A 24,173-nucleotide genomic window follows, 5' to 3' on the forward strand; every position below is an offset into this window, starting at 1 on the left:
TTTAAGGGCGTTGCTTGATGACGCTGAACGAACGAATCAGCTCTTCCATGACCACCGGGGCTGAAAACAGATACCCTTGCAATTCATCGCAACCGGCTAGACGCAATATTTCTCGCTGGCCTTCCGTTTCAACGCCCTCCGCTACCACCGCCAAGCTTAGGTTATGGCCCAGTTGAATCATTGTTTCGACAATGATGCGGTCGTCCTGATCAAACTCCGTATCCTGCACAAAGGACTTGTCTATTTTCAGCGCTGACAACGGTAGGTTACGCAAGCTGGCGAGGTTGGAGTACCCCGTACCGAAGTCGTCGAGCGCAAAGCCGACGCCGATACGCGACAACGACCGCATAAAAGCTTCACATTGCAAACGGTCACGAATAATGAAGGTTTCAGTGATCTCCAGCTCCAATTCCCTGCCAGTGATGCCATGAATGTCCATGGCATGGCGAATATCGTGCTCGAGTTCGGTGTACTGAATCTGGCGCGGCGATAGGTTGATGGATAGCGTAATATCCGCGGCCAAGGTTTCGCGGGCGGTAGCAAACTCTCGGAACGCCTCATTCATCACCCAGCTGCCGAGTTGCACGATGAACCCGGTTTCTTCGGCGATTGGAATGAATTCGTCGGGACCGACATTGCCAAATTGTGGGCTCTGCCAACGCAGTAGCGCCTCTATACCGACGATCTCATCGGTTTTTACAGATATCTTGGGTTGGTAGACCAAATGAAATTCGCCGCGTTGCAACGCTGAGCGCATAGCCCGTTCCAGGCTCGTGCGGCGTTGAAAGTCAGTGCTCAAGAAGTCTGAATACAGATGATAGCGATTTCGCCCGGATGCTTTGGCGCGATAAAGCGCGAGATCGGAGCGTTGGTACATATCTTCGTAGGTATCTGCTTGATCCGGGAAGAGAACGATGCCAATGGAAACCGCACTAAAAATCTCATGATCTTGAATGGACATTGGCGTGGAGAACTTTTGCAGTATGCGTTTTGCGACCTGACAGGCTTCGTCACTGTCGGTGACATCAGGCACAGCCACCATAAACTCATCGCCACCGGTGCGCGACAGCACGTCGTGGTCGTGCAGAGCGGCACGTATACGATCACTGGTGATGCGTAGCACTTCGTCGCCGATATGGTGGCCAAGTGAATCGTTAATAACCTTGAAATGATCCAGATCGATATGCAGGAGCGCTAATTTCTGCCGGTCACGCTGGTGCTTTTCCAGTAATCTTTCCATTTCTGACTTAAAGAAGTAGCGGTTGGGCGTATGCGTCAGCGTGTCGTAGTAGGCTAGGCGTTCTAAGCGATGTTCGGCTTCTTTTTTGGCGGTGATATCGAACAGCGTGCCCACCGCTTGAGCGGTGGTTCCCGCGCTAGGTCGCTTATGCTCGGCGCTGTGCTGCACCGTCAGTTGTTTGCCTTCGGGCGTTAATACATTGTGTTCAATACTGAATTCGGTTTGGCGTCCGGTAAGGATGTCGTGCATCAACCCTGAAACTAGGCGTACTTGTTCGCGCGGAATGAATTGCATCCACTCTGTCAGGGAAATTTGCTGGCGGCTACCCAATAGCTTGGCAAGCTGTGGCGACAGGGTGAATTCGTTGTCTTCTTCGCGCCGAATCCAGCTGCCAATGCCGCCAATACGTTGGGCTTCATCCAGCATGTATGCGGTGGTTTCTAAGCGCTGCATGGCGTGCGCCGTTGATGCGCGGTTACGCGCCAGAATGACGGTGACCCAGATGGCCAGTGTGGTCAGAAATATCGTTATACTGTGTATGGTTAATTGCAACACAAAAGGCAGTGCTGTCGATTCACGCGGGGTCAGTTGAATTAACCAAGCGCCGTTGGGAATGTCGGTCCGGTGTTCAACCCATGCTTGGCCCCTTAGCGGTTCACCCCATATGTGGCTTAGTTCGCCAGGTGCGTTGCTAAATTCAGCAGTGATGGCTACGAGGAAGTCATCTTCCAGCTGGCTGATGCCAGCGAACCCCAAGAGTCGCTCTAAGGGTACAACCGCTGCGATAACTCCCCATATGCTGCCTTCTGGCGTTTTCACTAGGTCATGAATAATGAACCCGCGCCCGCCTTGAGCTAAATTTATCGGGCCTATCAGTACCTGCTCCCCCGTCTGCAGCATGGTTTCGATAAAAGGCCATTGCGATGGGACATTCGGGTAATACAGGCCCAGTGCAGGCTCATTGCCAGCAACGGGAAAAATATATTGAATGGTGAGATCGGGTGCGGCTGCAACGTTGGTATAGAGCTCAGGGTTGAGTAGGAGACGATGCAGGAAGTTCTCGTAATCTTGTTGGGTTAACTCAGGGTTGTCCGCTAGATAGGTTACGAGCGCGCGTACTTCTATTTGGCGGTTGCTAACCACTAAATCAATTTTCTGCACTACCTCGCTGAGTTGCAGCTGTACTTCACGTTGACGGATGGCGTCTTGGCCCGAACGCAGTAAATGGATGCTGTACAGGTTGGCCAAAATGGCGAGAATCAGCAGGCCAAACGAGACTGGCTTGATGTGCCTCAAATGTGTATAGCGCCAAGCTGCAATGACCAAGGTAAAGACCGACGTGGCCACCACTAGGCTGATGATACTTGATAGCAGATTGTTCATGTCAGACATCAACAGCAGTACCTGATCCTGTTACAGTGAACTCACCCAATATTGGCCTACAGGGAACATCGGTACACGATGCCACCAGCATGATCGCCGTGTTGTACTCTAATAATGGTAGAACCGGATAGATAGCGCAACCTAATAAGACATAGGGTAATTAATGAGTGTAATTTATTGCTCATTAATTACCCAGCACCCTTATTCTGCGGCTTGAATGGCCGTTAGCGCGATGGTGTACACAATGTCGTCAACCAGAGCGCCCCGCGACAAGTCGTTAACCGGTTTACGCAAGCCTTGCAGCATAGGACCAATAGAGATCAAATTGGCGCTGCGCTGCACAGCCTTGTAGGTGGTGTTGCCGGTGTTCAGATCGGGGAAAACAAACACCGTAGCGCGACCAGCTACCTTACTGTCCGGAGCTTTGCTCTGCGCGACGCTGGCAATGGCGGCCGCGTCGTATTGCAGGGGGCCGTCAATCAGCAGGTCCGGGCGCTTCTCTTGGGCAATACGCGTGGCTTCGCGGACTTTTTCGACATCCTGACCAGAACCACTTTTACCGGTTGAATAGCTGATCATGGCAATGCGTGGCTCGATTCCGAAAGCTAACGCCGAGTCGCCGGATTGAATAGCGATGTCGGCCAGTTCTTCGGCATTCGGGTCGGGGTTAACCGCGCAGTCTCCATAAACCAACACTTGGTCGGGCAGCAGCATAAAGAAGACTGAAGAAACCAGCGCCGCATCCGGTTTGGTTTTGATCAACTGGAGGGCCGGGCGAATGGTATTGGCGGTGGTATGGACCGCACCCGAAACCAGTCCGTCGACCTCGCCGAGCGCCAGCATCATGGTCGCCATGACCACCGAATCTTCCAGTTGCGCTTCCGCCATGGGCTCGGTCAGTCCTTTGTGCTGGCGTAACTCGACCATGGGAGCAATGTAACGGTGGCGCACTCGATCCGGGTCAATGATCTCGATCTCTTTCGGCAATTGCACGCCTTGGCTTTCAGCCACACGTTGGATGGTGTCGGGGTTACCCAACAACACGCATTGGGCGATACCTTTCTGCTGGCAGTAGGCCGCCGCTTGGACAGTACGTGGCTCGTCGCCTTCCGGTAATACAATGCGCTTGCGGGCTTCTTGGGCGCGCTTCATTAGGTAGTGCCGGAAGGCGGGCGGTGACATGCGTTTTTCGCGTTCAACACGAGCCATGCGCGCAAGGTGGTCAGCATCCAACGAGGCCGCTACCGCATTCATCACCAACTCCATACGCGGAATGTCGTTAGCCGGTACCTCGTTGTTCATGCTGTCGAGCCATTGCGCGGTGCCATAGGTGTTCGACTCGGTCAGCATCACAGGCAGGCCGGTATTCAAAGCCGCACGACACAGTTCAATAACATTCTCTGCGGGCTTTAACCCCCCGGTAAACAAGATGCCCGCCAAAGGCACATGGTTTAGCGCTGCCATGCAGGTGGCTAAGAAAATGTCTTCGCGGTCACCGGGCGTCACTACCAGGGTGCCCGGTTTCAGTGTGTGCAGCATGTTGGGCATGGTGCGGGCGCACAGCGTGATGCTGCTGACCCGTCGTTCACTGGCAAACCCTTGATTCATGTACTCTGCTTTCAAATAGTCGGCTACATCACTGGTGCGGGGCGCTACTAAAGCGGGGTTCCAACGAATGGCTCCCAGGAGTTGAAAGCTGTCTGTAAAAACCGGTAGTTTCGCGCGAATTTCAGCATTGGAAAGTTGGCGCCCAGAGTCGTCTTCATCACCATCCAGCGCGCGTACGTGCTGCAACGCCGACGGTGGAGCACCGACCTTGTTAAGAATGCAACCCAGCACCTTGGGATGTTGGGAGCCGCCAAATACACTGGCCGACATACTGATGCGCTGATTCAGTTCGCTCGATCGAAGTTCATTTTTCGCCGCCACCAAAATAACCCAGGAATCCAAGGCTTTGGCGATTTCGATGTTCAAACGGGTGAGGTAATTCTCGTTCGGTAGTGGTACTAAGCCCTCGACCACCACCAAGTCGGCGTCTTGTGCCGACTGTTGATAAATATGAATCACCTCCTCCATCAGCTTGTCACGATTACCCATTGCCAGCTGTTGCTGCGCGTAGGACAGGCTCAGGGGGGTAGCTGCTTGCAAACCTGTGGTTTGTTGGATGAGATGCGTCGAACGCTCAATGCCGTCGTCACCACCTTGAATCTGCGCAATGGGCTTGCAAAAGGCTACTCGGACGCCCAGTCGATCCATGGCGCGTATTAAGCCCAGACTCACCGAGGTGAGGCCGGTGCCAGCGCCCGTCGGCGCGAGAAAGAAGGAGTTTTGCATGCTTGGTAGTTCCTCTACTGAGTACGGACGTTACTGATCCCACTGTGTCTGCGACAGGGTGAGCGTATCTTGTGCAATCATCCACTCCTCGCGCGTTGGGATCACCATTACCGCCGGTTCATGCGTGGTGCTGACCAACCCCATTTGATCGCGCCCGTGTGACAGGTTGGCGGTAACGTCGAGGTTGAGCCCCAGCCAATGCAGCTGGGTGACTACGCGTTCACGCACCCCGGCGGCGTTCTCGCCAATACCGCCGGTAAACACCAGCGCATCAATGCCGCCGGTAGCAACGGCCAGTCCCGCCACGGACTTCGCTAAACGATAGCAGAATACTTCCAGTGCCAGGTTGGCTTGTACATGTCCGTCGTCGGCGGCTTGCACTAAGGTGCGCATGTCGTTGGACAAGCCGCTGATGCCCAGGAGGCCACTTTCTTTGTTCAGTATGGCGGTGACATCTTGCAGTGAGAGATCGAGTCGGCGTGCCAAAAATTCGTGCAAACTGGGGTCGATATCGCCGCAGCGCGTGCCCATTACTAGGCCTTCCAGCGGCGTCAAACCCATGGTGGTATCTAGGCTTTGCCCGTTTTTTACCGCGCAAGCCGAGCATCCGTTGCCTAAGTGTGCTGTTATTATACGGTGGTCGTCTGGGTCTAGGTCGAGGCGTTTCACCGCCTCTGCACTGACGTAGCGATGTGACGTGCCGTGAAAGCCGTAACGACGCACACCCAGCTCAGAGTAGAAATGATACGGCAGCGCATAGGTGTACGCGGCGGCTGGCAGGGACTGGTGAAAGGCGGTGTCGAAGACCGCGACCTGCGGCAGGTCTGGAAACAGCGCTTGCAGGGCGCGAATACCTTGCGCATTGGCCGGATTGTGCAGTGGCGCCAAATTGGCCAATTGGTCGATGGTCGCCAGTACTTCTGGGGTAATCGCCACGGACGCACTGAAGGCTTCTCCGCCGTGTACCACACGATGCCCTGCCGCGAGCAACTGCTGCGGTTTGATGCCGACCGACTGCATGGCTTCAATTACCTTGCCAAGCGCTTGTTGATGGTCGGCTTGGCCAAGGTCTACGGTGTGTTTTTTGCCGTCGTGGGTCCACTTTAGAGTGGCTTCGGTGCTGCCGATGCGTTCACCCAAGGCGGATAGAATTTCGTGATCTTGTTCGTGATCAAACAACGAACATTTGATGGAGGAGCTGCCACAGTTGATCACCAGAATTAATGAAGCTGTCATAAGAACCTGATCCCATGGTTTTTGTTGGCACGTAACCAAATGAAGTTATACTGAATTAATAGTGTAACACCTAACAGTTGAACTATCCGGTGACGAAATACAATGAAGTTTGTACAACGCTTGTCTGTCGTTTCTTTACTCTTTGCTACCGCATTGGCGTCGCTTGTTGTGGCAGAAGAGTCGATGTGGTTTGGGCAATTGAAGTCCGGGGGCTATTTGTGGGTAGAAACCCCGGAAGGCTCAACCCTGAAACTCAATGGTTCACCCATCGAGATCAGTGTGCCAAGAACCCTGGTGGGCTTTGGGCGTAATGAATCGGGCGACATTATCCTAGAGCGCCAGTTGCCCTACGAAGAGCCGAAAATATGGAGTTTGCCGGTTGCGTCGCGCAGTTACCTGGAACAGCGTGTTGAAGGTGTACCGCCTAGAACACTGGACCCCTCGCCGGAAGAGTGGGAACGCATGCAGCGTGACTCAGCCGCGCTGGCGAAAGCTCGCCAGTCCGTCACGCCAGACAACACCGGAGTCACCATGCCCTTTGCATGGCCACTGTACGGTCGTATCACGGGCGTGTATGGCAGTCAACGCTGGTACAACGGGGAACCCTCAACGCCGCACTGGGGTATCGATATTGCGCGGCCAACGGGTACACCCATACTGGCGCCAGCCGACGGCCGAGTAACCTTGGCGGATGATCTCTTTCTGTCCGGCAAAACCATCTTGATGGATCACGGGCAGAGCCTCACTTCCTCCTTTTTACACATGTCAGATCTGAAAGTACAAGAAGGCCAATGGGTGCGACAAGGGGACGTCATTGGCTTGGTGGGCTCCACCGGGCGCTCTACCGGGCCTCACCTAGACTGGCGGATGGACTGGAACGGTGTCCGCATCGACCCGGCACTCTGGGTGCCAGCCATGGACGACGTGTGTGAGATTAAGGGCTCGGGCGATGAGCTGGTGATCTTGTTGCATGGTCTTGGTCGGACGTCGCGCTCCATGAACGCCATGGCGGACGCCTTACTGGACAACGGTTTCAGCGTCTGCAACCAGAACTACCCGTCGCGCAACGAAACAGTACAGATGTTGTCATCTTACGTCGCTAGCGCGGTGCAAAAGGCACGCATGGAAGGCAAGTCGCAGGTGCATTTTGTGACTCACAGTTTAGGCGGCATTCTGGCGCGCTATTACCTGGCCTACAGCAGCCATGAGCTGGACGGGCGGGTGGTCATGTTGGCACCGCCGAATCAAGGCAGTGAAATTGTGGATACCTTGGAACAGTGGCCGGGTATTTTTGAGCAGATCATGGGGCCAGCGGCGCGGCAGCTGAGTACCTCGCCCGAGAGCCTGCCCAATCAACTGCCACCGATCTCCATACCGGTGGGCATTCTGGCCGGTGACCGCAGTTCCGACCCTTGGTTCGACGGCTTATTTGAAGAGACAGCGAACGATGGCAAGGTCAGTGTGGAGTCCACTCGCTTGCTGACCATGAAAGACCACAAAGTCGTACCGGCAGGGCATACGTTCATCATGAACAACCGTGACGTACAGGCGGAGGTGATATCCTTCCTGCGGTATGGGCATTTCCTGAAAGACGAACTTGCCGGCGAATAGCCGAAAATGTGAGTGAATAGTGGGGTAGGGCAGGCGCTTTAGTGCTGTAGGGTAGGTGTTCACACCTGCCAAATTGTCGCGGGTGTAAACACCCGCTCTACGGATTTTATCAAGGTCATCGGGCGGAAGAGCGCAGTAGCTTTAAGCGCGACCCATGAATTTTCGGGTGCCCGTATTTACTTTTACTATGTCCCCTTGCGCCACATATTCCGGCACCTGAATCACCACCCCGCCGGCTAGCTTCGCTGGCTTGGTGCGCGCAGTGGCACTGGCTCCTTTCATGGCCGGTGATGTCTCAATGATTTCCTTTTCAACCGACTGCGGTAATTGGATACTGACCAGCTTTTCTTCGACGAACAAGCCAACCAAGCCTTCCATGCCATCGTGCAGCCAGTCTGCTGTTTCGTCCAGTTCGTCTGCCGACATCTGGTGCTGGCTGTAGTCTTCAATGTCCATAAAGGTGAAGAAATCACCGTCACGGTAGAGGAACTGCACGGATTTATTCATGGCTTCCACGTCAGGCAGCATGTCGTCGCCTTTGTAGGTATGGTCCCATTTTTGTCCGGTGATCAGGTGATTAAACGTGACTTTGTACAGGGTAGAGGCACCGCGCGCCGAAGGAGCTTTGATATCAATGTTACGGACCTGATATTGACCCCCGTTGACCGCTACCACAAAACCGACTTTGAGTTCTGACGCCTTTGCCATGCCGTTTATTTCCGTGCAGGTGAGAAAGCGCGAAATATAGCGGAACGGCAGAAAAAAGCCATACTGCTTGCACCTTTATTCCAGCTCCGTACAATCGGCGCCCCGGTTTAATTTTCGTACAGGCACAACAGCATGACCCAGCAAGGCAAAGTCGGTTTCGTTTCTTTAGGGTGTCCTAAAAACACCGTTGATTCAGAGCGCATCATCACGCAACTGCGCAGCGAAGGGTACGACCTTGTGCCGAGTTATCACGACGCCGATGTGGTCATTGTGAACACCTGTGGCTTTATCGACAGTGCCGTGCAGGAATCTCTGGACGCCATCGGTGACGCCTTGAAAGAAAACGGCAAAGTGTTGGTGACGGGTTGCTTGGGCGCGCGTGAAGACGAAATTCGTCAAGTGCACCCCAACGTAATGGCCGTTACTGGCCCGCACGCTTACGAAACCGTGGTCAAGCAGGTGCATGAGGTAATTCCGCCCCAGCACGACCCCTTTACCAGCCTGGTGCCGCCTGCCGGATACAAGCTGACACCGCGCCATTATTCCTATTTGAAAATTTCAGAAGGCTGTAACCACCGTTGCACCTTCTGCATCATTCCCTCTATGCGCGGTGACCTCGACAGCCGCCCGGTTGGTGACGTACTGAACGAAGCCAAACGTTTGGTGGAAAGCGGCACCCGCGAATTGCTGGTGATTTCACAAGACACCTCAGCCTACGGTGTCGACGTAAAATACCGCACCGGTTTCTGGGACGGCCAGCCGGTAAAAGCCCGCATGACTGAACTCTGTGTGGAGCTGGGTAAGTTGGGCGCCTGGGTGCGGTTGCATTACGTGTACCCCTATCCGCACGTCGATGAGATCATTCCTTTGATGGCCGACGGCTTGATTCTGCCGTACCTGGATATTCCGTTTCAGCACGCCAGTCCGCGTATTCTGAAATTGATGAAGCGCCCCGCGCACAGCGAAAAAGTATTGGACCGCATCAAGAAGTGGCGCGAGCAAGTGCCTGAACTGACCTTGCGTTCGACCTTTATTGTTGGCTTCCCCGGCGAAACCGAAGAAGACTTCCAAATGCTGCTCGACTTCTTAGAAGAAGCGCAGCTCGACCGCGTAGGTTGCTTCCAGTATTCACCGGTAACCGGTGCCGCCGCCAATGACCTGCCAGATCCCGTACCCGAGCACATCAAACAGGAACGTTACGACCGCTTTATGAGTGTGCAGCAGCGCATCAGCGCCGCACGCTTGCAGTTGAAGGTGGGTCAGGAAATGGACGTCATCATCGACGAAGTGGTGGAAGAGGGCGCTGTAGGCCGCACCATGGGCGATGCGCCGGAGATTGACGGCCAGGTGTTCTTAGACAATCAAACGCACCTGCAAGTAGGTGATATTGTGCGGGTGGTGATAGAAGAAGCCGATGAGTATGACCTGTGGGCACACTTGGTTGAATAAGTCGGGCTTTTGTCCGACTTATTCAACCAAGGATTACTCCTTGTTCTCCCACGGTTCGCCGCGCGTCCCCTCCACATGCTTCACCTTCAGATGAATCGCCGCCTTGGCCATCATATGGCCACTGACGGGCGCGGTGATGAACAGAAACATCGAAATCAGCAATTCATGAATGCTCAAGGTGCCCTTGGTGACGGTGAAAAAGATCACCGAGCCAATCAGGGTGCCGCCTACCCCTAACGTTGTGCCGGTGGTCGGGGCATGTACGCGAGTAAAGAAGTCGGGAAAGCGTGCCAGCCCAATGGAACCGATTAAGGCAAACAAGGCACCGCCGAGCAAAAAGAACGAAACTACCAATTCAAACCAGAAATTCATGTGTCGACCCCTTATTCAATGATGTTGCCGCGCAGTATGTACTTACATACCGCCACGGTGCCGACAAACCCCATCATCGCAATCAACAATGCGGCTTCAAAAAACATTGTGCTGTTCAGCCACACGCCAAACACAATGATCAACGCAATGGCATTCACATAGAGTGTATCCAGCGTCAGAATCCGGTCGGGTAGGTCCGGGCCCTTAACCATGCGATACAGCGTCAGCAACGCTGACAGACTATAAATAACCAGAGTCAGTGGAACGACATACTGCAGCATCAGAATATCTCCTTCAGCGGGGCTTCGTAGCGCGCCTTGATATCAGCGATGGCCTTATCAACATCAGGAATGAACAAACCATGTACCAGAATGCGGTCACGCTCGGGCGATAGATCGGCGCTCACCGTGCCCGGTGTCAGCGTTATGGTGTTGGCCAACACGGTGATGGCGATGGGGTTGGTCAGGTCGAGTGGCACCACGAAAAAAGCCGGGCGCAGGTTGCGCAGCGGGCCCAGGGCCAAACGTGCCATGATCAAGTTGGACATGGTGATGTCCCACAGCACCAGAAAAGCGTAGCGTACCAAGGGAACCCAGCCGCGAATACGCACCGGGAATGACCAAAAACGTTGCGTTAACCAGGGTAAAAACCACGCCAGCAGCAAGGCCAGAATCAGGTTACCCAAAGAAGGCGTCTCGGCCAAAATCATCCACACGGCCACCAACACCATACTCACCATGGGGTGAGGCAACCACTGCCGAGGTGCAGAATCTGCTTTGTGTTCTGTCGACATACTATTGCACTCCTAACGCCGAGGGGCCCAACACAGCTTCAATGTAACCTGTTGTGTTGAGCAGCTGAGTTGCCGTTGCTTGCGCGTATTGAATGACCGGCTCCGCGAAGATGGTCAGCAAGGGGCTCAGTGCCAGCAACATCAAGGCCACCGCCAATTTCATTCGGTCAGCCTTGCGCCCTATAGCGGTGCTTTCGCTGACCCGCCAAAAAATCGTACTGCCCGCGCGTGACATACTGATCAAACCCACCAGACCCGCGCCCAGCATCACAAACCACATGACCACGGCAAAGCTGGCACCGGCAGAACCGGTCAGGATGAGCGCCTTACCGATAAAGCCCGACAAAGGCGGTAAGCCGGCAACACTGGCGGCGGAAAAGAAAAAGATCACCGCCAGCAAACGCGGTTGCGCCAGCGGTTGGGCCGGAGCCAGATAGTCTTGCGTCGCGCCGCGCTGCTCGCTGATGATGTCAGCAATCAGAAACAGCGCCGCCGTAATAAAGGTCGAATGAATCAGGTAATAGATGCCGCCGACCAGCGTTTGTTGGTCTTCCGTCGCCGCGACGATCAACAGCGTACCGACCGACACAATCACCAGATAGGACACCGCACGTTTCAGGGTGCGCGCCCCGATGACACCGAAGGCGCCAAACACAATGGTCAGCGCCGCAATCGGCCAAACCCACGCCATGATACTGCCCGCCACCACACCGGCCTCAGGGCCGTACAGCAGCCCATGCACACGCAATACGGCGTACACGCCTACCTTGGTCATGATGGCAAACAGAGACGCCACCGATGGACTGGCCGAGCTGTAGGCATTGGGTAGCCAGAAATACAGCGGCAGCATGGCCGCTTTTAAGCCGAACACCACCAACAGAATCAAGCCTGCCGCCTGCACAATGGGCGCGTCTTCGACGGGAATGTTCCGCATTTGCACCGCCAAGTCCGCCATGTTCAGCGTGCCCAGCATGCCGTACAGCGTACCGACGCCAATCAAGAACAACGCCGAACCGGTGAGGTTCAAAATCACGTAATGCAAGGTAGCCCGCGTACGTGCCGGGCCAGCGCCGTGCATCAGCAAGCCGTAAGAAGAAATCAGCAGAATCTCAAAGAACACGAACAGGTTGAACAGGTCGCCGGTTAAGAAAGCCCCGTAAATACCCACCAACTGAAAGTGAAACAGCGGGTGAAAGTTGCGTCCCGGCTTGTCGTCGCCACGGATGCCGTACAGCAATGCCATAATGGCCAGAATCGACGTCATCAACAGCAAGAGAGCCGTCAACCGGTCCAGCACCAGCACAATGCCAAAGGGTGGTACCCAATTGCCCAGCGCGTACACCTGTATCTGATCGGTCATAGCCTGTTGAACCAACAGGATCATGATGGGGAGCGATACCAAGGCTGACACCAAACTGACCGCGCGCTTGGCGTCGCGTCCGGCCCGGGCCATAAAAATCAGCAGCACACCCGTCAGCAACGGCCAAAGAATCGGCAGGGTAATCCAGTGTTGCATCATCGCCCTGGCTCCTGATCTTCTTGCCCGTCGACGTGGTCGTTACCCATTTCACCGCGCGCGCGCAGTGCCAATACTGTAATGAACGACGTCATCGCGAAGCCAATCACAATGGCCGTTAACACCAAGGCTTGTGGAATGGGGTCGGTGTACACCGCACCCTCCATCACAATGGCGGGCGCGCCCGTGCGCAAGCGGCCCATCGCCACGAGAAACAGGTTCACCGCGTAGGAGAACATCATCAAACCCATCACCACCGGAAAGGTACGTGCGCGCAACATCAGATAAATGCCGCTACCGGCCAGCACGGCCACGACCACTGCGTATAAAATTTCCATGTCAGGCCTCCGTCTTCGCGCTGTGCAGGGGTTTGAGTTTGCCTAAGTTGGCCAGGATGAGCAGCGTGGCACCAATGACGGCCAAGTACACACCCAAGTCGAACAGCATGGCCGAGGCCAGCTCAATGTCACCAATCAAAGGAATGTGGAAATGATCATGCCACGAGGTCAGCAGTGGCATACCGAACACCCAGCTGCCCATGGCGGTAATGGCCGCAATCAATACCCCGGTAGCCACAATGGGGTGGTAGTTGCCGGTTAAGCGCTCGCTTGTCCACTGCTGGCCGTTGGTCAGGTACTGCAGAATCAACGCAATGGCGGTGATCAAACCGGCAATGAAGCCGCCGCCGGGCAGGTTGTGGCCGCGCAAGAAAATGTACACCGACACCATTAAGGCCAGCGGCAACAAGGGCATGTTCAGAATTTGCAGCAGCATGGGGTGCTTGTCGACCGCAAATTGACGCGCCGGTGCTTGCTGCGGGTTGAACAGCTTCATGCCATCCAGCAAACCGAAAATACCGATGGCGGCTATCGCCAGAACGGTGATTTCACCGAAGGTGTCAAAGCCACGGAAGTCGACCAGAATCACGTTCACTACGTTTGAGCCGCCGCCTCCGGGAATACTTTGCAGCAGGTAATAGTCGGCAATGCTGTCAGCCGGGCGCGTCAGCACCGCAAAGGTCAGTACGCCGATGATCAGCGCCCCGGATGTGGCAATGGCACCGTCGCGCCACAGGCGACGGTAGGAAGAGTCCATCGGGCTTTTAGCGGGCAGCAGGAACAGAATCAGCATCAGCAGAATGATGCTCACCACTTCAACCGACAGTTGCGTTAACACCAGATCCGGTGCCGAGAAGCGTGCGAACACCAGTGCGACCCCCAAGCCCACCACGCTGAGAAACAACAGCGCAGCCAAACGTTGGTGGTGCCAAATCGCCGCCGACAGCGCCGTGACGATCATCACCAGACCGATGGCTAAAGACGGGAAGTCCACCGGGCTCAACGACAGGCTGCCTTGCCAGGATGCCAGTGGCCACAGAGCCACCCCCGCCAAGAGAATGGTGAAGGCAAACAAAATGGCGATGTAACTTTGCGGATGACCACTTTCGAGCAACTTGGTGATGTAACGCGACGGTACGATCACCCAATTATGCAAAATGTATTCGAACACCGCGGGTGCGCTCAGGGGCGGCAATTTGTCCCACCACGTATATAGCTGATGCCGGGCGAAGTACACCGCCACACCCAACACCATGGCGGTAATTGACATGATCAATGGCAGGTTGATGCCGTGCCACAGGTCCAGTGAATAATACGGCAGCGACGCATCCGTAGCGGCTATCGCGGCTGCGTTCAACATGCTACCAATAAAGAACACCGGGAAGATGCCCACCGCCAAGCACAGCAGCACCAAAAACATCACCGGAGCGCGCATAAAAAACGGAGCTTCGTGCGGTTTCTTGGGCAGGTTTTCGGCTTTCGGGCCAAAGAACACGCTGTAAATAAAGCGCACCGAATAGGCAACCGAGAAAATTTTGGCGAACACCGCGACCACCGGAATCAGCCAGCTCCAACCGCCCAGTACGCTCTGTTTGACCGCTTCACCTAAGAACATCTCTGTGCTCAGGAAGCCGTTCATCAAGGGCACACCGGCCATGGCGGCCACAGCGATCAGCCCGAGTGCCGCCGTGTACGGCATGTAGTGGCGCAACCCCGAGAGCAAGCGGATATCCCGCGTGCCGGTTTCGTGGTCCACAATACCGGCCGCCATAAACAGCGATGCCTTAAAGGTTGCGTGGTTCAGCAAATGAAACAGCGCGGCGACCACGGCCAACTGCGTGTCCAAACCGAACAACAGCGTAATCAAACCCAAGTGGCTGATGGTGGAGTAAGCCAGCAAGCCTTTGAGGTCATGCTTGAACAGCGCCACCACGGCGCCCAGTGTCATGGTCGACAGGCCCACCAGAGACAGCATGATGAACCACATATCGGTACCCGACAGCGCCGGATACAAACGCGCCAACAAGAACACACCGGCCTTTACCATGGTGGCCGAGTGCAGATAAGCCGACACCGGCGTGGGAGCCGACATGGCATGTGGTAACCAGAAGTGGAACGGAAATTGAGCAGACTTGGTGAACACACCCAGCAGAATCAGCGTCAGCGCGACAGGGTACAGCGCATGGGCCCGAATAATACCGCCCGAAGCCAATACATCGGTTAAATCAAACGACCCGACAATGTGCCCTAAAATAATCACCCCAGCCAACAGCGCCAAACCGCCACCGCCGGTGACGGTTAAGGCCATACGCGCACCGCGTCGTGCATCCGAGCGGTGGCCCCAAAAACCGATCAGCAGGAACGAACTCAAGCTGGTCAGTTCCCAGAACAACACCAGCAACAGCAAATTATTCGCCGTTACCACACCCAGCATGGCGCCCATGAACATCAGCAACAGGCCAAAGAACCGGCCCATCGGATCTTTCTCAGACAAGTAATAACGGCCGTACAAAATCACCAGCAGACCGATGGCGAGAATCAACAACGCGAACATAAACGACAGACCGTCCAATCGGAACGTCAGGTTTAAGCCCAGCGAGGGAATCCACTCAAGAAAGATGACCTGCACGCGCCCACGAAATACCGACGGCGCTTGCGACAATAACAAGACCAATGCAAGAGCTGGAGCCACCGCCGCAGCCCACGCCGACGCGTTGCGGCCATAGCGAATGAAGATGGCGGGCAGCGCCACCCCAAAGAAGGGTAAAAGAATGATCAGCGCCAGAGTCATCGAACCAGATTCCCTAATGCGTTGCAGATGAACCTCATCACATCGGTGACGGGACGTAATGGGCGCGGATTATAGACACATTCCTGGGCGTATGCTTCCCCTTCGCAGAAAAAAGTTTAGCTATATATAAGAAGGAAGACTTTTTGTCGCAATTTTGCAATTGACGGCGCGACCAACACCAAGCGGGTACTGTTAACTTGCCTCAGCCGAATTCGGCTAAGGGCAAAAGGCCACGCTGAGGTGATCGAGCAGCGCCGTTACCTTGGGTTCCAATAAATGCTGCGCGGGCAGTGCCGCATAATATACTAGGCTTTGCAGCGTCCACTCATTGAGCACCCTGACCAACTCGCCTTGCGCAATGGCGTCTTGAACCATGAAATCCGGCAGCGGAGCAATGCCGAGACCATTCTTGGCCATTCTCAACGCAATTTCGGCGTGGTTCGTGCTGTAGCGCGCCCGTCTCAAGGGCGCAACGTCCATCCAACCATCAGGCCCATGTATTTTCCAGGGTGCACGTGAAATGGCGTGATCAATATCAATAAGGTCTAAACGGTGACGGTCTTCCGGGTGGGAAGGCGCGCCGTGTTGAGCGAGATAACTCGGTGCCGCACACAGCACTACTTTCGAGGTGCATAGCTTGCGCGCCGGAATGGCAGCGTTGTAGTCGTCTTGGGCGCCGATGATGATCACGTCAAATCCGCTGCCGATCAAATCAAGCCGTGCTTCGTGTAATTGCAGATCAATCTCTAATTGGGGGTGCTGCTGCGCAAACTGAATGAGCAACGGCTCCAATTGATACAGCCCAAATGAAACCGGTGCAGCAATCCGCAACGTGCCCCCCAGCTCACGTGCTTCGGCTTTAATTTCCGCCCGCGCATCAGCCAGATCCAGCAGTATTTTGCGGCAACGTAAGGCGTAGCGCTCACCGGCGGGCGTGAGTGCCACGCGCCGCGTGTTGCGGTTAAACAGGCGCGCACCGAGCTCGTGCTCAAGGTCTTTTACAGCGCGGCTCACTGCCGTCGCGGAGCTGCCAGAGGCATCGGCCGCAGCGTGAAAGCTGCCATGGTCTGCCACGGCGATAAAGGCTTTAAGTTGACGGAGTTCGCTCATGGCGCAGTTCCTCAGCGGACGGTTGTGTCAATTATCCCGATAAATGGGATAAATACAAAAGAATGTCATATTTTTCGAGACAGTAATGTCCTATACGCTGACAGTCCTACCACACCTCAACCCAAAATGGAGGACAGCATGGCACGACGTATAAGTGCGACCGTTGGAATATGTTTGCTGAGTTGGCCGCTTTTATTGGGCGCCGAGCCATTGTCTCTGGGGCAAGCACAACAGCGTGCACAGAGCGCGTCGGGCGCGCTGCAGGCCAACGTTTATGAACTGCAGGCATGGCAGGAGCGGGCTTCAGCCACTCAGTGGTTGCGTGCTCCGCGGGTCACTTGGTCGGCGACCGGGCTGGCGTATGAAAAAACCATAGACGTGCAGTATCAGGGCGCGGCGTTGTTGCCCGGCATGACACAGCTGGCGGTGGATGAAGTCATCGCTCAGCAGGGAGTGCGCAGCCAGTTGGCCGTGCAGTTGCCTGTTTACACCGGCGGGCGCATCAGTGCGACCCAACAGCAAGCGGCGGCGCGGGTAACGCAGGCAGAGGCTGAACATGCGCTGGCGATGGAGCAAGTCGAACGACGGGTGATCGATCGCTACTTCGATGTGCAGTTGGCACGCGAGCTCGAACGCATTCGCTGGGAAACGCAGAACGTTTTAGCGGGACACCGGCATCGCGCCGAACGCTTTGAACAAGAAGGCATGGTGAGTCGCTTGCAGGCCATGCAAGCCCATGTGGCACACGACCAATCCATGCGCCAGTGGCGGGCGGCGCAACAGCAGCGGTTTGATGCCGAATCGGCCTTGATGTCGTTACTCGGCACCACGGAGCTGAGTTGCCTCACCACGCCCCTGCAGGTGGTAAAGGTGTCGGACTTGTCCGATCCCGGCGATCGCGCACACCCCGCCATGCAAGCGCTACTCGCCGCCGAGCGCCAGGCTGTGGCACAGGTAACGGTGGAACGCAGCGCCCGTAAACCCGAGGTGTTCGCCTTTGGCGTGGCGGAGTTGAACCGCTCGATGGCGGCCTTGAACGACCCGGATTGGGCGGTCGGTGTGGGCATGCAGTGGCAACTCAGCAGTGGCGTAAATCGTCGGGCTTTAGCGCAAGCGGCCGAAGCGCAAGCGTCACAAACCCGTGCCTTGCAGGCCCAAACCCAGCAGGACTTAATGCTCGCCCGTGCAGTAGGGCAGGGGCGCTTTGAACACAGTATTGAAGCCTTGCACTGGCTAACCAGTGATCTGGCATTGACCGAAGAAAACGCCCGCCTGCAGGAAGCCGCCTTTGCCGCAGGCCAAGCCACCAGTTTGGATGTGACCGATGCGTGGTTGCAGGTCGCAGTGGGCCGTTTGGAAAAAGCGCAATTACAACATCAGCACTTAAATGCCTTGGCGGACTGGCTGCAGGCTCAGGGAGCGCTGGCCGATCTGGATAGCGTGTTAATGACGTCGTCGACGTCGCTGTGTGAGGAACGTTAGACCATGAAATCATTACTGCATTGGGGCGTCGCCCTATCGACGTTGTTGGTGTTCGGTTGCAGCGAGCGACAGGACACCGCCACCGTTTACGGCGAAATTGAAATTCAAGATATGCGCGTTGGCGCGAAGGTGGCAGGGCGTCTCGACCAGCTGGCGGTTGAAACCGGTGACTGGGTGGCGGCCGGGGATCTGCTGTTTGTGATTGACAGCCCAGAGCTGCATGCGCGACGCGACCAAGCCCAAGCGGCGCGGGATGCCGCCAATGCCGCATTGGCCCGCACCGACGATGGTGCGCGGGATGAAGAGATTACTATGGCGCGCCTCGATTGGCAGCGTGCAGTGACCCAAGCCGAGCTGTTGCGTGCCACGCACAACCGCCTCGAAACCCTGCACCACGAAGGCTTGGTGGCGCGCCAGCAGTTTGATGAGAGCCGTGCCGCATGGCGCGCAGCGGAAGACCAGATGCACGCCGCCGAAGCACGCTACCAGCTCGCCCGTGAAGGCGCACACGTAGAAGAACGCCGCGCCAGTGCGGCGCAATTACGCCAGGCAGAAGCCGCATTGGCGGAGGTGTCGGCGCTGCTGACCGATGTCCACCAATACGCTCCGGTGCGCGCCCGTGTCGAGAACGTTGTCATGCAGCCAGGAGAACTGGTGCCTACCGGTGCCCCGGTGGTGACCTTGGTAAACCCGGACGACCAGCGGCTGATGTTAATGGTACGCGAAGACCTGCTAGGGCAGTTTCAACCCGGCGATGAATTTCAGGGCTATGTGCCAGCGCTGGGCGAGCACCTGACCTTTCGTGTGCGGCGACTGCAAGCCCTGCCCGATTTCGCCACTTGGCGTCAGGGTGGGGATGTCGCCATGCACCTGCGCACCTTTCAGGTAGAGGCCCGCCCGTTAACACCGCATCCCGCCTTGCTGTCGGGTATGACAGTGACGGCAGAGGTGCCGCGCTGATGCGGGGGTGTCTTGCCGTTTGGCGGCGTGAATGGCACTACTGGTTAGCGCACCCGAGTGAACGTTGGTTGTCGACCGGTCTACCGGTCATCATGCTGGTTTTTCTGGCATGGGTGTTTGCCGCCGGGCCTGTGGTGGGGTTGCCGATTGCGGTGGTGGATCAGGACCAGTCAGGGCTGTCGCGCCAACTGGTGCGTTTAGTGGCGGCCGTGCCTACGGTAGAGATTGCCGTGCAAGCCCCCGACATGTTGACCGCCAAACAGGCGTTGGAAGCACGTCATGTCTACGCCATCATGCAAGTGCCCGAAGGCTTTGAACGCGCTCTTTTGCGGCAGTCCGGGGCTTCGGTGGCGGTGCTTACCAATGCGCAATTGGCCAGCCATGCCAGCCAAATCACCGGCGCACTGCAACCGGTGATCATCGGCATGGGTGCCATGGCGGACGTGCAACGCCTCGAAATGCATGGGCTAACGTCGGTGCAAGCATGGGGGCAGGCGCAGCCCATTGCGGTACAAGGTGTCGCACTGGGCAATGCCGACCTCAGCAGCCAGCGTTTTCTGCAACTGCCCTTGTCTATGTCGGTGTTGTCCATATTGGCCATGGTGTCTGTTGTCAGCGCCTTCGGTCGTGAACTGCGCGACGGGTCAGCGGCAGAGTTGGCGTCCGCCGCAGGTTCCAACGCAACGGCCGTGCTGGCCAAGGTGATCGCCTATGGTGTGCTGTACAGCCTGTGGTTTCTCGCGGCCTTGTGGCTCACGCACCGTTACTCGCTGGCCGTTGTCAGCAGTACACCCGCCTTGGTACTGGCCACTGTATTGCTGGCTTGGGCCTCGGTAGGTGCCGGTGTGCTGGTCGTCGCAGTAACCCTGAACTTTCGTATGGCGCTCAGTATCACCGGCTTCTACGCCGCCCCCGCGTTCGCGTTCGCCGGGCACGCGTTTCCTCTGGTAGCCATGCCGCCGTTAGCACAGTGGTGGGCCGAGGCTTTGCCGCTCACGCATTGGTTGCGGGTGTTCCAAGCCAGCGCCATCGACCCTGCGCTGATGCTGTGGCCGGTGCAGCAGGTGCTGGTGGCATTTGCTGTCAGTACGCTGTTGCTGGGTATGGGGCTATTTTGGGCGCGTGGCTTTAACCCAGCCCGTTGGGGAGGACGATAACATGAGTCGACTTATCGATTGGCGTGCACTGGTCGCCGATAAAGGAGCCTTGCTGGTGTTGCTGGCAGCGCCCCTACTGTACGCTTTTTTCTATCCATTGCCGTATCAGCAAGAACAACTGCTGCAGCTGCCTGTGGTAGTGGTAGACCAAGACCACAGCACCGAAAGTCGGCAGTTTACCCGGTGGTTGAACGCCACTCCGAGCCTTTCGGTGGTCACCATTGTGGCCGATACGCCGAGCGCCGTGCGGGCGGTGGCCGAGGGCGATGCCATGGCGTGGGTCACACTACCCAGTGGCTTTGCCACCGCGCTGCAACGCGGCGAGACAGCGAATGTTGGCGTGGCAACCCAAGGCACCATGGTGCTGACCAGCAGCCGTATTATGCGCGACCTGAACGACGTAGCCGCAGCCTATGGTGCAGCTGTAAAGCGAGCGCCGGACGGGCACAGCAGTATGGCGAGCGCACCGCCCGTCGTTATGCAGGCGATTCCCATGTACAACCCGAGCGAAGGTTATGGCAGCTACGTCGTGCCCGGCGTATTGGTGATGTTGATACAGCAAAGCCTGTGGATGGGCTTGGCCTTGTTCGCGGGTTGGCAGCGCCAGCAGAGTCAGTCATTGTGGCACCAGCGTCGTGGCCGGTATGGCCTTTGGCTGGTGGGCACTGGGGTGGCCGTGTTAACCACCGCATTCTCGTTCGGCTTTGTGATGCGCTACCAGGGATACCCGCAACAAGCGCAGTGGTTGTCTCTCTGCCTGTTTGGCGTGTTGTTTGCGGCCAGCTGCGCGGCCAGCGGCCTCGCTTTAGCCCGTTGTTTCCGCACCCGTGAACAGGGCATGCAGTGGCTTTTAGCCAGCGCAATTCCTTTCTTCTTTTTCTCTGGCTACCCCATTCCGGTGGAAAACCTGCCACCCGTACTGCAAGCTCTGCGTTGGGCAGTGCCGAGTACGGCCGGCATTGATGGCTTTATGACCTTAAATGCCATCGGTGGTGGCTTGGCGGAGGTGCGCACATCGATGGGGGTGTTGGCCACCATTCTGGCGCTGTCGTTGCTGGTGTTGGGGTGGCAAGGAAGGGGAGATGCTAAGAGCACAGCATGAGTTTCAATCAGGCGCTCTAACGTTTTCGCTAGAGCGAAAACTCGTGTACCGTGCATAACCGCAGCGGATTGAACTGTCTCATCCGCCCGAAACCTATTGGATTTTGCGGTACACACCGGCGGGCGAGTTTCCGAGGAGGGTGCTCCATGTGGCACGTCGCTCAGGTTTGCTTTCCACAATACAGGCAGAGGCTTGTATTGGCGTGGTGCTTTGTGTTTGGGGAGCAGGAGTGGATGGGATACGTTTACGACTGCTCCAAATAATTCCACTGCGAGTCTGAGCCAGCCAAGGGCGTATCACCAGCTTAACAGGAGAACCGATTTAAATCGCGCTCAAAAAATGCCATAAAAGCTCCAAGCCCACGCTATGGTTCCTACAGTTCCTCTAATCCTATCATGTTGAATAGACAATGCTAGAGGTGTTCCGTACTTGTAGTAACTTGCGCCAAAGCCTACAGAAGTGTCAATATCTCGTTTGCTGCCGCTATCGTGCCTATAATATGAGTTAGTAGCAGTGGATTTTTTGACATCATAACTGTTGCCTTCAGCTGTAACAAAAGAACCATGCAAGTAAACATTAAATTTATTTACTGGCTTTATTCCTAAGCTTATCCCCATGCCAAACTCATCCTGTATAACAGTACTATGATGAACGTAAGAATTATGGGGTGTAGGGTAATTAAACATTCCTGATGGGGGTTCAACGCCATTCCCACTACTTATCGAGAACATTGAAAACCCTAAAAAGACGCGCTGCATGAACATTCCAGCTTCTATACCAGCGGCAGCATCACCTCCCCTAGTATTAGGGCCATAAAGAGCCCCAATTGAAAAGGCAATGTTATCATCTTGTTCTTCAGAAAATGTAGTGAGGGGAGTTATAATTAAGGCTGCCAAAATTAGCAGTTGAATAGCTGTTTTAGTCATTGTTTTTCCATATCAAAATAGATATTATTCTTTTGTGTTTGATCTATTATTAAGTGCTTAAGAAAATTAATTTTTGTAAGGAACGCGTAGGAGGTTAAAAGATTCAAGGTAATCCTTGTTGTGGTTGAATTAAAGCTAATTTACTATTATCAAAAATGATCAGCCAAAGGCCGCGGACTATCAAAAAAAGAACGATCTCTTGCTTGATATCATTAGCTGATCAGTGGGCAGGGTCGAAATCGCCAAGCGGTCAAATAGCCCGGCTTAAGCGAGTCTACAACTCTCTCATGGGTATAAAGCCATTTGTGTTACCATGAATATTAATTTCACTTAGTGTTAGTGTGCTCCCGACAACAGTGCCTAATGCGGTGTATCTGAACACATGCTCCCTTCCATTCCAGCTAGCACTTGGCGGTATGGTATATGCGTACTGCACCTTAACATCTCTGCTACTAGTCTTTTCGACTAAGCAGTCTGCACCTCCATGGCGAATATGCTGCCCTACACGCCTTTTAATAATAACGATTGATGTGGAACAAATATTAGATGCCGTCATCTGTCCAATGATATAGGGCTGACTAGGCGCAGGGGGAGTGCAGCCTAACAAGAGAAAGAAATACATAGTAAGAAAGAATGTTATTTTATTCATAAGAGCCATTTTAGTTAATTTAGTTATCACTGCAGAATGCTGAAAGACCTGTTTCTGATTGTTGGTTGATTACTGGCCTTAAGTAAATGATAACGTATATAAAATAATCATGCTGATATAAAATCACCTCAACCTCAACCTCAACCTCAACCTCAACCTCAACCTCAACCTCAACCTCAACCTCAACCTCAGCAGATGCATGATTTGATTTGGTTTTGGTTGGTCAGGACCGCCCATTTGATATCAGGCGGTATTAATTTTTCCAGGAAAAAATCACCAAGCTTCTTCAGGTGTTCGAATGTAGTTTTCGTAACTCGCCGCCACACCATTTAGATGTCTTTCGATAGCGTCGTATTGATTCTGTAGCGAGCCATCAATTCCCACAACTCTGACTGAGCCGGAATAGTATGTGCTCTCTCTAAAGTTGTTGAACTGAAGCCTAGCTCTGCTGCCGTCAACATCGATTGAAAAGTTGTAAAAAAATTGGCGATTGAACATGTCCCCTTGCACGGGAGTCCTAGCAATCGCACGGCCTCTCAAAGCAAAGCTTTCAGGGTCATCGAAATTGATAACGTCATCTGCAGATATAAAAGTATCAGACACCCACAGGCGAGACATACGGTAGATCTCTGAGCTTTCCATGTCTTCAAAGCTATAAATATGTGTAATTGGGGCGCTCAGTACTGCGGGGTCGGTTCTTACTAAACCCGCGCAAGCAGTTAGTATCCCAATTGAAACAAATGCCGCAGTGAGATTGACAACAGCTTTTATCATGTTTTTATTTTTTTATGCATGGTAATGTAGTCCTTTGTAATTACGAATGACCTGATCTTGGCAAAAAACAAGTTAAACCTCAACAATTTATTGAATCTTTGCATTATTCGGTAGTTTGCATTGTAAAAAGGTGATTGATTTGCTGTATGCGATTGACTGGCACCTTCTGATCAGCGCGACACCGGCAGGACATTACATGGCAACAGCGCGTGGATGTCGGCTCGCGTTTGGCCAACGGCAGA

The 24,173-nt window shown here is 54.9% G+C and carries 19 protein-coding genes; 6 read left to right on the forward strand and 13 right to left on the reverse strand.

Annotation, left to right across the window (positions count from 1 at the left end):
• Position 1: 1 nt before the first annotated feature.
• The 3 genes from NFC81_RS04845 to NFC81_RS04855 all read right to left on the reverse strand — a co-directional run bounded on the left by NFC81_RS04845 (position 2) and on the right by NFC81_RS04855 (position 6,193).
• On the reverse strand, positions 2 to 2,632 hold the full coding sequence (locus tag NFC81_RS04845; protein WP_304996406.1) for an EAL domain-containing protein: 2,631 nt from the start codon (positions 2,630 to 2,632) through the stop codon (positions 2 to 4).
• 192 nt (positions 2,633 to 2,824) lie between these two features.
• Positions 2,825 to 4,957, reverse strand: coding sequence for a phosphate acetyltransferase (pta, locus tag NFC81_RS04850; RefSeq protein WP_304996407.1), 2,133 nt, complete (start codon positions 4,955 to 4,957; stop codon positions 2,825 to 2,827).
• A 30-nt stretch (positions 4,958 to 4,987) separates the two neighbouring features.
• The gene (locus NFC81_RS04855; protein WP_304996408.1) at positions 4,988 to 6,193 is read right to left on the reverse strand and encodes an acetate kinase; all 1,206 of its coding nucleotides are present in this window, start codon (positions 6,191 to 6,193) and stop codon (positions 4,988 to 4,990) included.
• 102 nt (positions 6,194 to 6,295) lie between these two features.
• Between NFC81_RS04855 and NFC81_RS04860 the strand changes: the two genes are divergently transcribed.
• Positions 6,296 to 7,804 (forward strand): peptidoglycan DD-metalloendopeptidase family protein, encoded by a 1,509-nt coding sequence (locus NFC81_RS04860; RefSeq protein ID WP_304996409.1) that lies wholly within the window; start codon positions 6,296 to 6,298, stop codon positions 7,802 to 7,804.
• A 141-nt stretch (positions 7,805 to 7,945) separates the two neighbouring features.
• Here NFC81_RS04860 and yeiP read toward each other — a convergent pair whose 3' ends face one another.
• Positions 7,946 to 8,512, reverse strand: a complete 567-nt coding sequence (gene yeiP, locus NFC81_RS04865; RefSeq protein WP_304996410.1) for an elongation factor P-like protein YeiP — start codon at positions 8,510 to 8,512, stop codon at positions 7,946 to 7,948.
• 132 nt (positions 8,513 to 8,644) lie between these two features.
• Between yeiP and rimO the strand changes: the two genes are divergently transcribed.
• Positions 8,645 to 9,961, forward strand: a complete 1,317-nt coding sequence (gene rimO / locus NFC81_RS04870) for a 30S ribosomal protein S12 methylthiotransferase RimO (protein WP_304996411.1) — start codon at positions 8,645 to 8,647, stop codon at positions 9,959 to 9,961.
• A 33-nt stretch (positions 9,962 to 9,994) separates the two neighbouring features.
• Here the strand turns inward: rimO and NFC81_RS04875 are convergent, their stop codons facing one another.
• The 7 genes from NFC81_RS04875 to NFC81_RS04905 all read right to left on the reverse strand — a co-directional run bounded on the left by NFC81_RS04875 (position 9,995) and on the right by NFC81_RS04905 (position 16,881).
• Complete coding sequence (locus NFC81_RS04875) at positions 9,995 to 10,333, reverse strand: Na+/H+ antiporter subunit G (protein ID WP_304996412.1); 339 nt, start codon at positions 10,331 to 10,333, stop codon at positions 9,995 to 9,997.
• A gap of 11 nt (positions 10,334 to 10,344) precedes the next feature.
• Positions 10,345 to 10,614 carry a K+/H+ antiporter subunit F gene (locus NFC81_RS04880; RefSeq protein WP_304996413.1) on the reverse strand — a complete coding sequence of 90 codons (270 nt, stop codon included), beginning with the start codon at positions 10,612 to 10,614 and terminating at the stop codon, positions 10,345 to 10,347.
• The gene (locus NFC81_RS04885; protein WP_304996414.1) at positions 10,614 to 11,126 is read right to left on the reverse strand and encodes a Na+/H+ antiporter subunit E; all 513 of its coding nucleotides are present in this window, start codon (positions 11,124 to 11,126) and stop codon (positions 10,614 to 10,616) included. Before NFC81_RS04885 ends, NFC81_RS04880 begins: the two co-directional genes overlap by 1 nt.
• Position 11,127: 1 nt before the next feature.
• A complete protein-coding gene (locus tag NFC81_RS04890) occupies positions 11,128 to 12,645 on the reverse strand; it encodes a monovalent cation/H+ antiporter subunit D (RefSeq protein WP_304996415.1) in 1,518 nt (505 codons plus the stop codon).
• Positions 12,642 to 12,980 (reverse strand): Na+/H+ antiporter subunit C, encoded by a 339-nt coding sequence (locus tag NFC81_RS04895; RefSeq protein WP_304996416.1) that lies wholly within the window; start codon positions 12,978 to 12,980, stop codon positions 12,642 to 12,644. Before NFC81_RS04895 ends, NFC81_RS04890 begins: the two co-directional genes overlap by 4 nt.
• Position 12,981: 1 nt before the next feature.
• On the reverse strand, positions 12,982 to 15,771 hold the full coding sequence (locus tag NFC81_RS04900) for a monovalent cation/H+ antiporter subunit A (RefSeq protein ID WP_304996417.1): 2,790 nt from the start codon (positions 15,769 to 15,771) through the stop codon (positions 12,982 to 12,984).
• Positions 15,772 to 15,987: 216 nt separating this feature from the next.
• Positions 15,988 to 16,881 carry a LysR family transcriptional regulator gene (locus NFC81_RS04905; RefSeq protein WP_304996418.1) on the reverse strand — a complete coding sequence of 298 codons (894 nt, stop codon included), beginning with the start codon at positions 16,879 to 16,881 and terminating at the stop codon, positions 15,988 to 15,990.
• Positions 16,882 to 17,019: 138 nt separating this feature from the next.
• On the opposite strand from NFC81_RS04905, the gene NFC81_RS04910 reads away from it, so the two are divergent.
• The 4 genes from NFC81_RS04910 to NFC81_RS04925 are packed head-to-tail and all read left to right on the forward strand — an operon-like array spanning position 17,020 to position 21,582.
• Positions 17,020 to 18,363 carry a TolC family protein gene (locus NFC81_RS04910; RefSeq protein ID WP_304996419.1) on the forward strand — a complete coding sequence of 448 codons (1,344 nt, stop codon included), beginning with the start codon at positions 17,020 to 17,022 and terminating at the stop codon, positions 18,361 to 18,363.
• A 3-nt stretch (positions 18,364 to 18,366) separates the two neighbouring features.
• Positions 18,367 to 19,323, forward strand: coding sequence for a biotin/lipoyl-binding protein (locus tag NFC81_RS04915; protein WP_304996420.1), 957 nt, complete (start codon positions 18,367 to 18,369; stop codon positions 19,321 to 19,323).
• Positions 19,323 to 20,480 carry an ABC transporter permease gene (locus tag NFC81_RS04920; protein ID WP_304996421.1) on the forward strand — a complete coding sequence of 386 codons (1,158 nt, stop codon included), beginning with the start codon at positions 19,323 to 19,325 and terminating at the stop codon, positions 20,478 to 20,480. Before NFC81_RS04915 ends, NFC81_RS04920 begins: the two co-directional genes overlap by 1 nt.
• A gap of 1 nt (position 20,481) precedes the next feature.
• A complete protein-coding gene (locus NFC81_RS04925; protein WP_304996422.1) occupies positions 20,482 to 21,582 on the forward strand; it encodes an ABC transporter permease in 1,101 nt (366 codons plus the stop codon).
• A gap of 332 nt (positions 21,583 to 21,914) precedes the next feature.
• On the opposite strand, the gene NFC81_RS04930 is transcribed toward NFC81_RS04925, so the two are convergent.
• Positions 21,915 to 22,508 (reverse strand): hypothetical protein, encoded by a 594-nt coding sequence (locus NFC81_RS04930; RefSeq protein ID WP_304996423.1) that lies wholly within the window; start codon positions 22,506 to 22,508, stop codon positions 21,915 to 21,917.
• Between the two features lie 922 nt (positions 22,509 to 23,430).
• Complete coding sequence (locus NFC81_RS04935) at positions 23,431 to 23,931, reverse strand: DUF4468 domain-containing protein (protein WP_304996424.1); 501 nt, start codon at positions 23,929 to 23,931, stop codon at positions 23,431 to 23,433.
• Between the last annotated feature and the right edge of the window lie 242 nt (positions 23,932 to 24,173).

Source organism: Salinispirillum sp. LH 10-3-1 (assembly GCF_030643825.1).
Lineage (GTDB): Bacteria > Pseudomonadota > Gammaproteobacteria > Pseudomonadales > Natronospirillaceae > Salinispirillum.

What these genes read in the sequence shown, in the direction of transcription:
- NFC81_RS04880 (WP_304996413.1), bottom strand. Translation starts at nt 10,614, where the DNA reads ATGCTGCAGTATGTCGTTCCACTGACTCTGGTTATTTATAGTCTGTCA.
- NFC81_RS04920 (WP_304996421.1), top strand. Translation starts at nt 19,323, where the DNA reads ATGCGGGGGTGTCTTGCCGTTTGGCGGCGTGAATGGCACTACTGGTTA.
- NFC81_RS04875 (WP_304996412.1), bottom strand. Translation starts at nt 10,333, where the DNA reads ATGAATTTCTGGTTTGAATTGGTAGTTTCGTTCTTTTTGCTCGGCGGT.
- NFC81_RS04930 (WP_304996423.1), bottom strand. Translation starts at nt 22,508, where the DNA reads ATGACTAAAACAGCTATTCAACTGCTAATTTTGGCAGCCTTAATTATA.
- NFC81_RS04900 (WP_304996417.1), bottom strand. Translation starts at nt 15,771, where the DNA reads ATGACTCTGGCGCTGATCATTCTTTTACCCTTCTTTGGGGTGGCGCTG.
- NFC81_RS04905 (WP_304996418.1), bottom strand. Translation starts at nt 16,881, where the DNA reads ATGAGCGAACTCCGTCAACTTAAAGCCTTTATCGCCGTGGCAGACCAT.
- NFC81_RS04935 (WP_304996424.1), bottom strand. Translation starts at nt 23,931, where the DNA reads ATGATAAAAGCTGTTGTCAATCTCACTGCGGCATTTGTTTCAATTGGG.
- rimO (WP_304996411.1), top strand. Translation starts at nt 8,645, where the DNA reads ATGACCCAGCAAGGCAAAGTCGGTTTCGTTTCTTTAGGGTGTCCTAAA.
- yeiP (WP_304996410.1), bottom strand. Translation starts at nt 8,512, where the DNA reads ATGGCAAAGGCGTCAGAACTCAAAGTCGGTTTTGTGGTAGCGGTCAAC.
- NFC81_RS04925 (WP_304996422.1), top strand. Translation starts at nt 20,482, where the DNA reads ATGAGTCGACTTATCGATTGGCGTGCACTGGTCGCCGATAAAGGAGCC.
- NFC81_RS04885 (WP_304996414.1), bottom strand. Translation starts at nt 11,126, where the DNA reads ATGTCGACAGAACACAAAGCAGATTCTGCACCTCGGCAGTGGTTGCCT.
- NFC81_RS04860 (WP_304996409.1), top strand. Translation starts at nt 6,296, where the DNA reads ATGAAGTTTGTACAACGCTTGTCTGTCGTTTCTTTACTCTTTGCTACC.
- pta (WP_304996407.1), bottom strand. Translation starts at nt 4,957, where the DNA reads ATGCAAAACTCCTTCTTTCTCGCGCCGACGGGCGCTGGCACCGGCCTC.
- NFC81_RS04845 (WP_304996406.1), bottom strand. Translation starts at nt 2,632, where the DNA reads ATGTCTGACATGAACAATCTGCTATCAAGTATCATCAGCCTAGTGGTG.
- NFC81_RS04895 (WP_304996416.1), bottom strand. Translation starts at nt 12,980, where the DNA reads ATGGAAATTTTATACGCAGTGGTCGTGGCCGTGCTGGCCGGTAGCGGC.
- NFC81_RS04855 (WP_304996408.1), bottom strand. Translation starts at nt 6,193, where the DNA reads ATGACAGCTTCATTAATTCTGGTGATCAACTGTGGCAGCTCCTCCATC.
- NFC81_RS04915 (WP_304996420.1), top strand. Translation starts at nt 18,367, where the DNA reads ATGAAATCATTACTGCATTGGGGCGTCGCCCTATCGACGTTGTTGGTG.
- NFC81_RS04890 (WP_304996415.1), bottom strand. Translation starts at nt 12,645, where the DNA reads ATGATGCAACACTGGATTACCCTGCCGATTCTTTGGCCGTTGCTGACG.
- NFC81_RS04910 (WP_304996419.1), top strand. Translation starts at nt 17,020, where the DNA reads ATGGCACGACGTATAAGTGCGACCGTTGGAATATGTTTGCTGAGTTGG.